General features: G+C 66.3%; 16 protein-coding genes. 14 read left to right on the top strand and 2 right to left on the bottom strand.

Going from position 1 to position 15078, the window contains the following annotated elements; all coding sequences use genetic code 11:
- Positions 1-7 precede the first annotated feature (7 nt).
- From ACK1U9_RS04185 to ACK1U9_RS04120, 14 genes are all read left to right on the top strand, one after another.
- Positions 8-925 carry an enoyl-CoA hydratase gene (locus ACK1U9_RS04185; RefSeq protein ID WP_108481182.1) on the top strand — a complete coding sequence of 306 codons (918 nt, stop codon included), beginning with the start codon at positions 8-10 and terminating at the stop codon, positions 923-925.
- On the top strand, positions 922-2046 hold the full coding sequence (locus ACK1U9_RS04180) for an NAD(P)H-dependent flavin oxidoreductase (RefSeq protein ID WP_258229938.1): 1125 nt from the start codon (positions 922-924) through the stop codon (positions 2044-2046). The genes ACK1U9_RS04185 and ACK1U9_RS04180 overlap by 4 nt, the downstream gene beginning before the upstream one ends.
- Complete coding sequence (locus ACK1U9_RS04175; RefSeq protein ID WP_108481180.1) at positions 2043-2795, top strand: enoyl-CoA hydratase family protein; 753 nt, start codon at positions 2043-2045, stop codon at positions 2793-2795. Before ACK1U9_RS04180 ends, ACK1U9_RS04175 begins: the two co-directional genes overlap by 4 nt.
- Before the next feature lie 9 nt (positions 2796-2804).
- Positions 2805-3968: an acyl-CoA dehydrogenase family protein gene (locus tag ACK1U9_RS04170; protein WP_449109719.1), complete on the top strand. Its 1164-nt coding sequence runs from the start codon at positions 2805-2807 to the stop codon at positions 3966-3968.
- Between the two features lie 10 nt (positions 3969-3978).
- On the top strand, positions 3979-5037 hold the full coding sequence (locus ACK1U9_RS04165) for an acyl-CoA dehydrogenase family protein (protein ID WP_153670887.1): 1059 nt from the start codon (positions 3979-3981) through the stop codon (positions 5035-5037).
- Between the two features lie 3 nt (positions 5038-5040).
- Complete coding sequence (locus ACK1U9_RS04160; protein ID WP_108481177.1) at positions 5041-6192, top strand: acetyl-CoA C-acetyltransferase; 1152 nt, start codon at positions 5041-5043, stop codon at positions 6190-6192.
- A 35-nt stretch (positions 6193-6227) separates the two neighbouring features.
- Positions 6228-7106 carry an SDR family oxidoreductase gene (locus ACK1U9_RS04155; RefSeq protein ID WP_108481176.1) on the top strand — a complete coding sequence of 293 codons (879 nt, stop codon included), beginning with the start codon at positions 6228-6230 and terminating at the stop codon, positions 7104-7106.
- Positions 7107-7145: 39 nt separating this feature from the next.
- Positions 7146-7931 (top strand): SDR family oxidoreductase, encoded by a 786-nt coding sequence (locus ACK1U9_RS04150; RefSeq protein ID WP_108481175.1) that lies wholly within the window; start codon positions 7146-7148, stop codon positions 7929-7931.
- A gap of 10 nt (positions 7932-7941) precedes the next feature.
- Positions 7942-8412: a MaoC family dehydratase gene (locus tag ACK1U9_RS04145; protein ID WP_108481174.1), complete on the top strand. Its 471-nt coding sequence runs from the start codon at positions 7942-7944 to the stop codon at positions 8410-8412.
- 6 nt (positions 8413-8418) lie between these two features.
- Positions 8419-9627, top strand: coding sequence for an acetyl-CoA C-acyltransferase (locus ACK1U9_RS04140; RefSeq protein WP_153670888.1), 1209 nt, complete (start codon positions 8419-8421; stop codon positions 9625-9627).
- A 174-nt stretch (positions 9628-9801) separates the two neighbouring features.
- Positions 9802-10797 (top strand): WD40/YVTN/BNR-like repeat-containing protein, encoded by a 996-nt coding sequence (locus tag ACK1U9_RS04135; protein ID WP_108481042.1) that lies wholly within the window; start codon positions 9802-9804, stop codon positions 10795-10797.
- A 192-nt stretch (positions 10798-10989) separates the two neighbouring features.
- On the top strand, positions 10990-12318 hold the full coding sequence (locus ACK1U9_RS04130) for a DUF1329 domain-containing protein (RefSeq protein WP_375136303.1): 1329 nt from the start codon (positions 10990-10992) through the stop codon (positions 12316-12318).
- Positions 12319-12447: 129 nt separating this feature from the next.
- Entirely contained in the window at positions 12448-13488 is a 1041-nt protein-coding gene (locus ACK1U9_RS04125; RefSeq protein WP_108481040.1) for a Rieske 2Fe-2S domain-containing protein, read from the top strand.
- Between the two features lie 53 nt (positions 13489-13541).
- On the top strand, positions 13542-13715 hold the full coding sequence (locus ACK1U9_RS04120; RefSeq protein WP_153670889.1) for a hypothetical protein: 174 nt from the start codon (positions 13542-13544) through the stop codon (positions 13713-13715).
- A 62-nt stretch (positions 13716-13777) separates the two neighbouring features.
- On the opposite strand, the gene ACK1U9_RS04115 is transcribed toward ACK1U9_RS04120, so the two are convergent.
- Complete coding sequence (locus ACK1U9_RS04115; protein ID WP_153670890.1) at positions 13778-14734, bottom strand: electron transfer flavoprotein subunit alpha/FixB family protein; 957 nt, start codon at positions 14732-14734, stop codon at positions 13778-13780.
- Between the two features lies 1 nt (position 14735).
- Positions 14736-15078 (bottom strand): electron transfer flavoprotein subunit beta/FixA family protein (locus ACK1U9_RS04110; protein WP_449109718.1); only part of this gene is annotated, 343 nt, incomplete at its 5' end.

The raw sequence follows: 15078 nt of genomic DNA, 5'->3' as shown, positions 1-15078 counted from the left end.
CTCGCACATGCACAGCAGCGACAGCCAATTCGTCAGCCGCGAGGACGTGGCCGTGTACGAGACCCAGGACCCGGTGCTGTATGCCGTGGCGGACGGGATCGCCACGCTCACCCTCAATCGCCCGACGTTCAACAACGCGCAGAACTCGCAGATGACCTACGCCCTGGACGCGGCCTTGCGCCAGGCAGTAGACGACGACAGCGTCAAGGTCATCGTGCTGTGCGGTGAGGGCCGGCACTTTTCCGCAGGCCACGACATCGGCACCCCCGGCCGCGACATCAACAAGCCGTTCGAACGTGCGCACCTGTGGTGGGACCACACCAACAAGCCCGGTGGCGAGCAACTGTATGCCCGAGAGCAGGAAGTCTACCTGGGCATGTGCCGACGCTGGCGCGAGCTGCCCAAGCCGACCATCGCCATGGTCCATGGCGCCTGCGTGGCCGGTGGGCTGATGCTGGCATGGGTGTGTGACCTGATCGTCGCCAGCGACGATGCGTTCTTCCAGGACCCGGTGGTGCGCATGGGCATCCCGGGGGTGGAGTACTTCGCCCACCCCTACGAGCTGAACCCACGCATCGCCAAGGAATTCCTGTTCTGTGGCGAGCGCATGAGCGCCGACCGTGCCTACCAGATGGGCATGGTCAACCGTGTGGTGCCGCGCGACCAGTTGCAGGAGGTGACCTACGCCCTGGCGGCGAGCATCGCCCGTCAGCCGCGCATGGGCCTGGCCCTGACCAAGCAGGCGATCAACCACGTTGAAGACCTGCAAGGCAAGCGCACGGCCATGGATGCTGCGTTCGCCTGGCACCATTTCGCCCATGCCCACAACGAGCTACTTTCGGGTGACAAGCTCGGCGGTTTTGATGCCAAAGGGATGGCCCAGGCCAACAAGCAGGCGCTGCGCGCCGAAGGGGGCGAACGGTGAGCCGCTGGATGAACACCGCGCTGACCGAGGCGCTGGGCTGCCGTTACCCGGTGGTGCAGACGGCCATGGGCTGGGTCTCCGATGCCAACCTGGTGATCGCCACCACCCAGGCCGGCGGCTTCGGCTTCCTGGCCGGCGCGACGATTGCCGCCGAGGCGCTGGAGAGCGAGATCCGCAAGGTGATCGACGCCACCGGCAGCAGCAACTTCGGCCTCAACTTCCACATGTTCCAGGACAACGCCGCGCAGTGCGTCGACCTGGCCATCCGTTATCGCCTGCGCGCCGTCAGCTACGGGCGCGGGCCGGATGCGCAGACCATCGCCCGCTTCAAGGCGGCCGGGGTGCTGTGCATTCCCACCGTCGGCGCTCTCAAGCATGCGCTTAAGGCCCAGCAGCTCGGCGCCGACCTGATCACCTTGCAGGCGGGCGAGGGTGGTGGCCATACCGGTGGCGTACCGGGCTCGATCCTGTTGCCGCAGGTGCTGGCAGCGGTAAGCGTGCCGGTGATCGCCGCGGGCGGGCATTCCACCGGGCGTGGCCTGGCCGCCGCACTTGCCGCCGGTGCCAGTGGCATCGCCATGGGCACGCGGTTCCTCATGACTCGCGAATCGCCGACCCCGGCCAGCACCCTGGCGCGCTACCTCAAGGTCGACGACCCGCAGCAGGTGCGGGTGACCACGGCGGTGGACGGCATGCGCCACCGCATGATCGAGAACCGCTTCATCAATCGCCTCGAGCAGGCCGGGCCGTTCGGTCGCCTGCGCATCGCCCTGGCGAGTGCCTGGCAATGGAAGCAACAGACCGGCATGAGCCTGGCGCACATGGGCACGGTGTTCGTCCGGGCCCTGCGCGAAGACCCGGCGGCGCTGTCGCAGGTGGTCATGGCCGCCAACCAGCCGGTGCTGCTGCAGCGCTCGATGGTCGATGGCGAACCGGACGCCGGCATCCTGCCCAGCGGCCAGGTGGCGGCGGTGATCAGCGAGCTGCTGAGCTGCCGCGAGGTCATCGACGGCATCGTCGCCGAGGCCAACCAGTGCCTGGAAACCTTGCTCGCCCGCTGCCCGGCCGAACCTTCGGCAACCCCCAACGACAGACTTGCCCACAGCGGAGAACGCTCATGAACCCGGCCTTCACCACCCAGATCGACCAGGGCATTGCCGAGCTGGTCATCGACAAACCACCGGTCAACGCCCTCGACAGCCAGCAATGGCGCGCCCTGGCCGCGCAAATCACGGCACTGGGCGCCGTCCCGGAGGTGCGCGTCATCGTTATCCGCGCCGAGGGCCGCGGCTTCTGTGCCGGCGTCGACATCAAGGAACTGGACGCCCACCCCGAGCGCATCGTCGAGGTCAACGCCGGCAACTACGAGACCTTCAAGGCCGTGCACCGCAACCCGGTGCCGGTGATCGTCGCCGTGCACGGCTTCGTGCTGGGCGGCGGTATCGGCATCACCGGTGCCGCCGACATCGTCGTGGCCGCCGACTGCACGCGCTTTGCCCTGCCGGAAGTGGACCGTGGCGCCATGGGCGGCGGCGCCCACCTGCAGCGACTGTTCCCGGTGCAGAAGGTGCGTTACCTGTTCTTCACCGGGGACAGCATCGACGCCACCCAGGCCCAGGCCTACGGCTTCATCGAGCGCGTGGTGCCCCGGGCGCAACTGCGGGAAACGGCGCTGGAGATTGCCGCACGCATCGCCGCCAAGAGCCCGGGGATGATCCGCATCGCCAAGGAGGCCTTGAACGGCATCGAGGACGGCAACCTGGAAGACAAGTACCGCTGGGAACAGGGCTTCACCCTGCAGGCCTACTCCAGCCCCGACTCGGCGGAAACCCGCCGGGCGTTTGTCGAAAAACGCGACGCCAAGTTCTGAGGGAACGCCATGCAACTGACCTATACCCCCAAGCAGCAGGCCTTTCGCGCCGAAGTGCGGGCATGGCTTGCCCACAACCTGCCCCGCGAGCCGCTGGCCAGCTACGACACCCGGGAAGGCTTCGAGCAGCACCGCGCCTGGGAAGCCAAGCTGTTCGAGAGCCGCTGGTCGATGGTGATGTGGCCCGCCGAGCTCGGTGGGCGCGGCTGCGACCTGATCGAATGGCTGATCTTCGAGGAAGAGTACTACGGCGCCGGGGCGCCGATGCGGGTCAACCAGAACGGCCAATTGTTGCTCGGCCCGACCCTGATGGAGTTCGGTACAGCCGAACAGAAGCGCCGCTTCCTGCCGCGCATGGCGGCCAGCGTCGACATGTGGGCGCAGGGCTGGTCGGAACCCAACGCCGGCTCCGACATGGCGGCGATCACCAGCAAGGCGCTGCTCGACGGTGACCACTACGTGCTCAATGGCCAGAAAACCTGGTCGACCCGGGCGATCTTCGCCGACTGGCTGTTTGGCCTGTTCCGCAGCGAACCCGGCTCCAGCCGCCATCATGGCCTGTCGTTCCTGATGGTGCCGCTCGACGCGCCCGGGGTCAGCATTCGCCCGATCAAGGCGCTCAACGGCAAGGATGCCTTCGCCGAAGTGTTCTTCGATGAGGTACGCGTGCCGGTGGCCAACCGCATCGGTGCCGAGGGCCAGGGCTGGCATGTGGCGATGGCCACCGCCGGTTTCGAGCGCGGGCTGTTGCTGCGCTCGCCGGCGCGCTTCCAGTACACCGCGCGCAAGCTGGTGGAGCTGTTCAACGCCCACCCTGAAAGCGCCGGGCGCGACCCGGCGCTGGGCGATGCGGTGATCGACTGCTGGATGGGCGCCGAAGCCTATGCCTTGTCGGCCTACCACACGGTCGGGCGGCTGGCCCGCGGCGAGCATATCGGTGCCGAGTCGAGCATCAACAAAATCATCTGGTCGGAGCTTGACCTGAAGATGCACGAAACCGCCATGCGCCTGCTGGGTGCCCGTGGCGAGCTGCTGGCCGGTGCACCGGCGGCGGGCGACGCCGCTGGCTGGCTGGAAGGCTTCCTGTTTGCCCAGGCCGGGCCGATCTACGCCGGTACCAACGAGATCCAGCGCAACATCATCGCCGAGCGCATGCTCGGCCTGCCCAAGTAAGGACCAGGCCATGGACTTCACCTTTACCGATGACCAGCTGTCGTTCCGCGAGGCCATCAGCCGTTTCCTGATGACCGAGGCCGCCCCGGAGATGCTCCGCGAAATCTGGGAAACCGACGCCGGCCGCTCGCCGGACCTGCGCAACCGCATCGCCGCCCAGGGCCTGACCGCATTGTCGGTGCCCGAAGCCGAGGGCGGGCTGGGCATGGACGACGTGGCCTGGGCCCTGATGACCCAGGAGCTGGGCTACTACGGCATCCCCGACTCGTTGGCTGACACTGCCTATGTGGCCACCGGCCTGCTGGCCAGCCTCGACCCCGGCCACCCGGCGCGGGCCGAGCTGCTGCCGCGCATTGCCGAGGGCAGCGTGCGCCTGGCGATCAGCCACGGCATCAACCCGCTGGTCAGCGATGCCCAGCTGGCCGAGGTGCTGATCCTGCCGGCGGGCGACGACCTGCACCTGGTGCCGCGTGCGGCGGTGGATGTGCAGGCCAACGCGAGTATCGATGCCTCGCGGCGCCTCGGCCAGGTCAGCTGGAACCCGACGCCGCAAACCCTGCTGGCCGCCGGCGAGCAAGGCCGGCGCCTGCAGGCGCAGATGCTCGACCGCGGCGCGCTGTCGGTGGCGGGGCAGTTGCTCGGCCTGGCCCAGCGCATGCTCGACCTGTCGGTGGACTACGTGGCCCAGCGCAAGCAGTTCGGCCGGCCGATCGGCAGCTTCCAGGCGGTCAAGCACCACCTGGCCGACGTGGCGCGCCAGATCGAGCAGGCCAAGCCGGTGCTGTACCGCGCCGCCCATGGCCTGGCCCAAGGCGAGGCGAGCGCCTCGGTGTGGGTCTCGCAGGCCCGCCTGGCGTGTTGCGAGGCTAGCTGGCTGGCGGCGCGTCAGGGCATCCAGGTACATGGGGCAATGGGGTACACCTGGGAAGTCGACCTGCAGATGTTCATGAAGCGGGCCTGGGCGCTGGATGCGTCCTGGGGCGAACGCGGTTTCCACAAGTCCCGTGTCGGCGCCTACCTGTTCGCCGACAACACCCGGCTCGGGCCGGGGCATACCTTCGAGGAGTAGCACATGGCAGAGGCATATATCGTCGATGCACTGCGCAGCCCTACCGGCAAGCGCAAGGGCGCGCTGGCCGAGGTGCACGCCATCGACCTGGGCGCGCATGTGCTCAAGGCCCTTGTGGCGCGCAACGCCATCCCGGCCGAGGATTACGACGACGTGATCTTCGGCTGTGTCGACACCATCGGTGCCCAGGCCGGCGACATCGCCCGCACCAGCTGGCTGGCCGCCGGCCTGCCGCTGTCGGTGCCGGGCACCACGGTCGACCGCCAGTGCGGTTCGTCTCAGCAGGCACTGCACTTTGCCGCCCAGGCGGTAATGAGCGGCACCCAGGATGTCGTCGCCGTCGGCGGCGTGCAGACCATGACCCGCATTCCGATCTCGTCGGCGATGCTCGCCGGGCAGCCGCTGGGCTTCGCCGACCCTTTCAGTGGCAGCGAGGGCTGGCGTGCACGTTTCGGCACGCAACCGGTCAACCAGTTCTATGCTGCCCAGCGTATCGCCGACCATTGGCAGATCAGCCGCGAGCAGATGGAGGTGTTCGCCCTGGAAAGCCACCGTCGGGCGTTGGCGGCCGCTGCCAGTGGGCGCTTCGCTCGCGAGATCGTTGGCTATCGGGGGCTGAGCGTAGATGAAACGCCGCGCCAGAGCAGCCTGGCGAAAATGGCCGAGCTGCAGCCGGTCGATCCGCGGTTTCCGTCCATCACGGCAGCGGTGTCGAGCCAGACCTGCGACGCCTCGGCGGCGCTACTGGTGGTTTCCGAGGCCGCGCTCAAGCGCTATGACTTGACCCCACGGGCGCGCATCCACCACCTGACGGTGCTTGGCGACGACCCGATCTGGCACCTCACCGCGCCGATCGCCGCCACCCGCCGGGCCTTGCAACGTACCGGCCTTCGCATGGCCGATATCGACCGGGTGGAAATCAACGAAGCGTTCGCCTCGGTGGTGATGGCCTGGGCCAAGGAACTCGACTACGACCCGGCACGCACCAACATCAATGGCGGTGCCATCGCCCTCGGCCACCCGCTTGGCGCGACCGGCGCCCGGCTGACCACGACGTTGCTCAACGAACTGGAATGCACCGGTGGCCGCTATGGCTTGCAGACCATGTGCGAGGGCGGCGGCCAGGCCAACGTGACGATCATCGAGCGCCTTTGAGCCGCGCTCTTCATTCCAAGCAAAAGGATTCTGACATGGCGATATGTGAAGGCCGCACCGTGATCATCACCGGTGCCGGCGGCGGACTGGGCCGCGCCTATGCACTGGCATTTGCCGCGCAGGGCGCGCAGGTAGTGGTCAACGACATCCGTGCCGACGCTGCCCAGGCGGTGGCCGACGAGATTTGTGCCAGCGGTGGCCAGGCCATTGGCAACAGCGACGACATCACCAGCCTGGCCAGCGCCCAGCGCATCATCGACGCGGCGCTTGCGGCGTTCGGCGAGGTACACGTACTGGTCAACAACGCCGGGGTACTGCGCGACCGCATGTTCATCAGCCTGGAGGAGGACGACTGGGATGTAGTGATGCGCGTGCATCTCAAGGGGCATTACTGCCTGGCCAACCTGCTCGGGCGCCGTTGGCGCGACCTGGCCAAGGCCGGCACGCCGGTGGCCGGGCGGATCATCAACACCAGCTCCGGGGCCGGGCTGCAGGGCTCGATCGGCCAGTCCAACTATGCCGCGGCCAAAGGCGGCATCGCCGCGCTGACGCTGGTGCAGGCGGCGGAGCTGGCGCGCTACGGGGTCACGGCCAATGCCCTGGCACCAGCCGCACGTACGGCGATGACCGAAAGCGCGATGCCCGATGTGGTCAAGGCGCCGGAGGACGGCAGTTTCGATGCCTGGGCGCCGGAGAACGTCGCGCCGCTGGTGGTGTGGCTGGGCAGTGTCGAGTCCGCCCAGGTGACCGGGCAGGTGTTCGAAAGCCAGGGTGGGCGGATCTCGCTGGCCGATGGCTGGCGCACCGGCACCACCCAGGACAAGGGCGGGCGCTGGCAGGTCGAGGAAATCGGCCCGGCCGTGGCGCAGATCCTGGCCGAGGCACCCGCTGCACAACGGGTCTGGGGCAGCTGATTCAGCGCCTGCAGACCATCGAACCGAGGAAAACCCCCAATGATACACGTTCCCCCTTATGTACCCGGCCACCAGCTGCTGGCTGGCAAGTCGGTGCTGATCACTGCTGCCGCCGGTGCGGGCATCGGTTATTCGGCAGCCCGGCGCAGCGCCGAGGAAGGCTGCCGAGCCTTGATGATTTCCGATGTGCACCCACGACGCCTGGAAGAGGCGGTGGAGCGCCTGAAGGTGGAAACCGGCCTGCACGCCATTTACGGCCAGCTGTGCGATGTCACCGTGGAGGCCGATGTGCAGGCCTTGGTCGACCGCGCCGAGAGCTTGCTGGGCGGCGTCGATGTGCTGATCAACAACGCCGGGCTCGGCGGCCAGAAGGCCGTGGTCGAGATGACCGACCAGGAGTGGTCTCGGGTGCTGGATGTGACCCTGACCGGCACCTTCCGCATGACCCGGGCGATGCTGCCGCACATGCAGCGACGCGGCGCCGGAGCAATTGTCAACAACGCCTCGGTGCTGGGCTGGCGGGCACAGAAGGAGCAGGCCCACTATGCCGCGGCCAAAGCCGGGGTAATGGCACTGACCCGCTGCAGCGCGCTGGAGGCGGCCGAGCATGGCGTGCGTATCAACGCGGTGTCGCCGTCGATTGCCTTGCACGACTTCCTCAAGAAGGCCTCCAGCGAAGCGTTGCTGGCCAGCCTTGCCAGCCGCGAGGCCTTTGGCCGTGCCGCCGAGGTCTGGGAGGTCGCCAACGTGATGATGTTCCTGGCCAGCGACTACGCGTCGTACATGGTCGGTGAAGTGTTGTCGGTCAGTTCGCAGCAAGCCTGAGGAGCGCACCATGAGCCATGTATTCGACAGCGCCCAGGCCTTGCTCGCCGCCGAGGGCATCGACCTGGGTCACACTGAATGGCTGACCATCGACCAGCCGCGCATCGACCTGTTTGCCGAAGCCACGGGTGACCACCAGTGGATTCATGTCGACCCGGAACGGGCCGCGCAAGGTCCATTCGGTGCCTGCATTGCCCACGGTTACCTGACTTTGTCGCTGGTCAACCTGTTCCTGCCGCAGCTGCTCACCATCGACAACCTGGCCATGGGGGTGAACTACGGTAGCGACCGGGTGCGCTTCCCGGCGCCGGTGCGCGTCGGTGCGCGAGTGCGGGGCCGTGGCCAGATCCTGCGCGCCGAGCAGCTGGCCGACAACGTGCAGCTGGTGGTGCGGGTCAGCGTCGAGATCGAGGGCGAAAGCCGCCCTGGTTGCGTGATCGACACCATCAGCCGTTACACCTTCAACCCCGTTACCGAGTGAGCCGTCATGGACCAGAATGAAGCCGTCATCGTTGCCACCGCCCGTACCGCGTTGGCCAAGTCGTTCCGTGGGTCGTTCAACGACACCGAGGCCCCTGTGCTGGGCGGGCACGTGGTGCGTGCCGTGGTCGAGCGCAGCGGGGTCGAGCCCGCGGCGATCGACGATGTGATCATGGGCGCCGCCGTGCAGCAGGGCACCCAGGCCTACAACATTGGCCGGCTGTGTGCCTATACCGCCGGGCTGCCACACAGTGTGCCGGGCATGGCGGTGGACCGCATGTGCGCCTCTGGCCTGATCAGCATCGGCATGGCCGCCAAGGGCATCGTCACTGGCGAACTGAACATTGCCGTCGGTGGGGGCGTGGAGTCGCTGTCGCTGACCCAGACCAAGCACAAGAACAGCTACCGGGCGCAGTCCCAGGCGGTGCAGGCAGTGATGCCGGACGCCTATATCCCGATGCTGGAAACCGCCGAGATCGTTTCGCGCCGTTATGGCATCAGCCGCGTGGCGCAGGACGAGTATTCACTGCAGAGCCAGCTGCGTACAGCGGCTGCCCAGCGTGACGGGTTGTTTGACGATGAACTGGTGCCGCTGGAGGTCGACAAGCTGCTGTTCGACCAGGACGGCCAGCCCGCCGGGCATCAGCGGGTGCGCGTCGAGCGTGACGAGTGCAACCGCCCGGGCACCCGCCTGGAGGACCTGGCCGCGCTCAAGCCGGTATGGAAGGAGGGCAGGTGGGTGAGCCACGGCGAATTCGTCACGGCGGGCAATGCCTCGCAGTTTTCCGATGGTGCGTCGGCCAGCCTGCTGATGAGCCGCGCCGAGGCGCGCAGGCGTGGTCTGACGCCCTTGGGCATCTATCGTGGCATCGCCCTGGCAGGGTGCGCGCCGCAGGAAATGGGCATCGGGCCAGTGCTGGCCGTGCCGAGGCTGCTCAAGCGCTTTGGCCTGGGCGTGGCGGATATCGGCCTGTGGGAGATCAACGAGGCGTTTGCCTGCCAGGTGCTGCATTGCCGGGATGCGCTGGAGATTCCGCCGGAGCGGTTGAATGTGAACGGCGGGGCGATTGCCATCGGGCATCCGTTTGGCATGTCGGGTGCGCGGATGGTGGGGCATGTGTTGCTGGAAGGGCGCCGGCGAGGGGTGCGCTATGTGGTGGTGGCGATGTGCATCGGGGGTGGAATGGGGGCGGCGGGGTTGTTCGAGTTGCCTTGAAGCGTGCCTGGGATTTTTGGTACCTGGGATTTTCTTGCCTTGAGTTTTCCAGCGCCTGTGAGATCGAGTGCCGCGGGGGCGGCGCTGATCCCACTCCCCGCTACCCCATTTGGACGATGTCCCCAGCCCCCCCCAGCCGGATGATCCAGGCACAATTCCAAGAGGGTCATCCTAATGAAGCCTGCCTCGCGCCAGCTGACCGGTTATGTCATGAGCGCCATCGTCATCGCCGCCGTGGTCTTTGCGTTCGCTCCCCGTCAACCCGCGCCGCTGGCCGTCACCGAGGTGCTGGCCGACCGGGTCCAGGTCAATGCGCTGATCAGCAGCGGGGACCGGCTGATTGCCGTCGGTGAGCGCGGCACGCTGCTGGCCAGCCGCGACAGCGGTCGCAGCTGGCGCGCCAGCCAGCCCGGCGCCGGGCGCGCGGTAACCCTGACCGGCGTGGCCGCCCTGAGCGATCAGGTCCTGGTTGCAGTGGGCCACGATGGCTGGATCCTGCGCTCGGGCGATGCGGGCCAGACCTGGCAGGAAAAACACTACGATGCCGACCTGGGGGAGCCATTGCTGGGCGTGTGGAGCGCAGACGGCAAGCGGGTGGTGGCCTACGGCAGCTATGGCAAGTTCCTGGTCTCCGACGATGCCGGTGAGCACTGGGCCGCGCGTGAGATGCCTGGCGACGGTGCCCACTTCAACGGCCTTGATGGCGACGCCGACGGCCGCCAGATGCTGGTCGGCGAGCAGGGCCTGGTGCTGCGCTCCAGCGATGGCGGCCAGCACTGGCAGCAGTTGGCTGCCTTCTACAATGGCTCGCTGTTCGGGGTGGTGCGCCTCTCGGCCAACTCCTGGCTGGCCTATGGCATGCGTGGCCATGTCTTCCGCAGCCGCGACTTTGGCGACAGCTGGGAGCGGGTAGAGGTCGGCAGCAGCCAGCCGATCTACGGTCACGCCCGCTTGCCAGGGCAGGCCGGGCTGGTGCTCGTGGGCGGCGGTAGCCGGCTGATTCACCTGGATGCCAAGGGTGACCTGCTCGGCATCGACCAGCTCAGTGGCCTGGGTACCCTGACATCGGCCGTGGGCCTGAGCGGTCGCCACCTGCTGGTAGCCGGCGAACGTGGCGTGTTCCAGGGGGCACAACCTGACGTGGCGCTGAGCCTGGAGGCGCGGCCATGAGCGGCGCGGTATTCCTGGTGCCGGCGCTGCTGGCCTGAACCCATCGCATCCGGCCGCTGCGTTAGTCCGTGCGGACGATGCTGCTGCTGCGAGGGCCTGCCGATACTTGGCCACCGCTATCGGTAACCAAGGAGAACAACAATGACCGAGACTACACTGGCGCGCCACGGCCTGGCCCTGAGCTTGCTGCTGATGGTTGCAGCGCCGGGTGTGGCGCTGGCCGAGCCTGCGGATGTCGAGCGCCTGGGCAAGGACCTGACCTGCGTCGGCGCCGACCCCAGCGGCAATGCCGACGGCAGCATCCCGCCATTCTCCGGCAAGTGGCTGGGCGTGCCGCCGCACGTTGCGTTCAAGGGTACCGGCCAGCATCCGGTCGACCCGTACCCGGACGAGAAGCCTTTGTTCGTGATCACTGCAGACAACCTGGGGCAATACGCCGATGCCCTGTCTGACGGGCAGAAGGCGCTGTTCAAGTTGTACCCGGCCACCTTCAGGATGCCGGTCTACCCCAGCCATCGGGATTTCCGCTTCGACGACGCGGTGTGCCAGGCGACCCGCGAGAACGCCAAGGTGGCCAGGCTGGTGGACGACGGTGAAGGCGTGGTCGGCAAGACCGGCGGCACGCCATTCCCGGTACCGCGCAGCGGCCTGGAACTGTTGAAGAACGCTTCGACCTTCACCTTGCGGGCCTGGACCGAGGAATACATCTCCGACAACGCCTACGTGCTCAGGGATGGCAACATCAACTGGGGCCGCGTGCATTCGCGCAACCTGGCGCCGGCACTGGAGCCGGGGAAGGTCGGCGACACGGTGGGCAACTCGTCGTTCTACCTGAACGAAACCCTGTTGCCGCAACGCGACAAGGGCGAGATCAACACTGGCACCGAGTTCTGGAACGACAAGGCCGAGCCGCGCCAGGCTTGGCGTTACGACCCAGGCACGCGGCGGGTGCGGCAGTCGCCTGGCTATGGCTTCGACATGTCGTTCCCGGGCAGTGGCGGCTCGATCACCGTCGATGAGGTACGCCTGTTCAACGGCTCGGGCCAGCGGTACGACTGGAAGATCGTCGGCAAACGGGAAATGTTCATCCCCTACAACGCATACCGCTTGCATGCGCCGGACCTCAAGTACGCCGATCTGCTGATGCCTGGGCACATCAACCCGCAGGCCATGCGCTACGAGCGCCACCGGGTATGGGAACTGGAAGGCACGCTGAAACCGGGTTACCGCCACTTGTATGGCAAGCGCAAGCTGTACATCGACGAAGACACCTGGTTCCCGATGCTGGCCGACAACTACGACAGCCGTGGCGAGCTGTGGCGGACCTCGATGGTCAACTACTTCTATGCCTACGAGTCGCAACGGCCCCAGGCCGGCGTCGGCCTGTACCACGACCTCAACGCCGGCAGCTACCTGGCGTTCAACCTGATCAACCAGCAGCGCACCGGCTACCTGCTCAACCGTCCAGGCTTCAGCCCGCGCGACTTTGGCCCGGAGGCGGCACGACGCTTTGGCCAATGAGTGCCGACCTAGTCCGAATGAAGGATGAGGGCCCGGCACGGCTGCTCAAAGATAGCTGCCAGGTAATCCCCTCCGCACCGCAGGGGTATTGCCGGTGATTGGCGTACCCCCTACAGGAATAACAAGAACATGACCAAACTCGCCGAACTCTCCATCGACAGCGCCCAGCGCACCCACCGCTACGCCCGCGGCTGGCATTGCCTGGGGGTCGCCGACGACTACCGTGATGGCAAGCTGCACACTCTGAACGTGTTCGGCACGCGCCTGGTGGCCTTTGCCAGCAGTACCGGTGCCATCAGCATTCTCGATGCGTTCTGCCCGCACATGGGCGCCGACCTGTCCCAGGGCACCATCGAGAACGACACCGTGGTCTGCCCGTTCCACCACTGGAAGTACGACACCAGCGGCAAGTGCGTGGAAATCCCTTACTGCAAACGCATCCCGCCCAAGGCCAAGACCCGCAGCTGGCTGACCTGTGAGGCAAACAACCTGCTGTTCATCTGGAACAACCCGGAAGGGCGCCCGCCGAAGGAGGGCGTGGTCATTCCGCGCCTGCCGGAGATGGACGACCCTGAGTGGATCCATGACTGGAACATCGACACCATGTTGATCGAGACCAACCCGCGCGAGCTGGTCGACAACCTGGTTGACGCCCAGCATTTCGGGCCTGTGCATGGCACCCCGACCAAGTATTTCGCCAACGAGTTCGAAGGGCATATCGGCCGGCAGATCTTCCATGGCGACTCGGAGCGCCTGGGCGGCGACCTGATTGCGCCGTCGGCGTACTACGGCCCGGCCACCCACTTCACCGAGCTCAGCTCGATGTTCGGCGAGGTGCGGGTGCATGCGATCCTGCTCAACAGCCACGTGCCGGTGACCCCGGACAGCTTCGTGCTGCGTTTTGGTTGCATGGTCAAGCGCGTGCCGGGCCTTACCGATGAGCAGAACGGCGAAATCGCCAAAGCCTACGTCAGGAGCAACCGCGAGTCATTCTACCAGGATGTGGACATCTGGAAGCACAAGGTGCGCATCGACAAGCCGGTACTGGCTGAAAACGACGGCCCGGTGTACCAGCTGCGCGAGTGGTACCAGCAATTTTTCACCGACGAAGACCAGGTACCGGCGAGCATGGCCGAGCTGCGCAGGATCGTCACGGTGGATGAACGCTGAGTGATTGCGCCCTGCCTGCCAGCCTGGCAGGGCGCCGGATCAAGAGGTTTGCCATGAAGATACAGCGCTTGCTGGCCTATTGCGTGCCGCTGTCGGTGATGTTGATCATCGGCCTGACGTTGCTGGCCTCGGCTGCACCGGAATCTGCCGGGGCCAGGGCTTGTCGGCAGATACCGGGTTGCATGAGCATTCTGCCGAGCTTCCAGGGGTTCCCTGGGGTTCGCTGAATGGTGCAGCCACAAAAAAGCCCGACCCTCGATTTGAAGGCCGGGCTTCTTGCATTGGTGGATCAGGCCAGTTGTTCAAGCTCCGGAACCGCTTCGAACAGGTCAGCGACCAGGCCGTAGTCGGCTACCTGGAAGATCGGTGCTTCTTCATCCTTGTTGATCGCCACGATCACCTTGGAGTCCTTCATGCCAGCCAGGTGCTGGATCGCGCCGGAGATACCGACGGCGATGTACAGCTGTGGCGCGACGATCTTGCCGGTCTGGCCGACCTGCATGTCGTTCGGCACGAAGCCGGCGTCGACTGCAGCGCGCGAAGCACCGACGGCAGCGCCGAGCTTGTCGGCCAGGCTGTACAGGTGCTTGAAGTTGTCACCATTGCCCATGCCACGGCCGCCGGAAACGACGATCCTGGCAGCGGTCAGCTCTGGGCGGTCGGACTTGGCCAGCTCTTCGCCCACGAAGGCCGAGATGCCAGCGTTATGCACAGCGCCGACCGCTTCGATGGCAGCCGAACCACCTTCGGCAGCCACGGCGTCGAAGCCGGTGGTACGCACGGTGATGACCTTGATGGCAGCGCTCGATTGTACGGTGGCAATGGCGTTACCGGCATAGATCGGGCGCTTGAAGGTGTCGGCGGACTCGACCGAGATGATCTCGGAAATCTGGTCCACGTCCAGCAGCGCGGCAACGCGCGGCAGGATGTTCTTGCCGTTGGTAGTGGCCGGGGCCAGCACGTGGCTGTAGCCCTTGGCCCCGCCTTGCTCAACAAGAGCAACGATCAGCGGCGCGACGTTTTCCGGCAGCACGTGGGCGTAGGCAGCGTTATCGGCAACCAGCACTTTGGCCACGCCAGCGATCCTGGCAGCGGACTCGGCAACGCCGCCCACGTTCTGGCCAGCGACCAGCACGTGCACATCACCACCGATCTTGGCGGCAGCGGCAACAGTGTTCAGGGTGGCCGGGGCTACGGCACCGTTTTCCAGACCTTGTGAAAGGTCAGCGACAACCAGGATAGTCATATCAGATTACCTTCGCTTCGTTCTTCAGCTTCTCGACCAGTTCGGCCACCGATTTGACCTTGATGCCAGCGCTACGGGCAGCCGGAGCTTCAACCTTCAGGGTCTTGTTGGTGGAGGCGAGGGAAACGCCCAGCGCGTCTGGAGTAACGGTCTCCAGCGGCTTCTTCTTGGCCTTCATGATGTTCGGCAGCGACGCGTAGCGTGGCTCGTTCAGGCGCAGGTCGGTAGTGACGATGGCCGGCAGGTTCAGTGCAACGGTCTGCAGGCCGCCGTCGATTTCACGGGTGACGTTCAGCTTGTCGCCAGCCACTTCGACCTTGGAGGCGAAGGTGCCCTGGGCGAAA

Source organism: Pseudomonas sp. XP1 (genome assembly GCF_053557675.1).
Note: the sequence above shows the minus strand (reverse complement) of the source record. Positions and strands in the feature narration are given on the sequence as shown.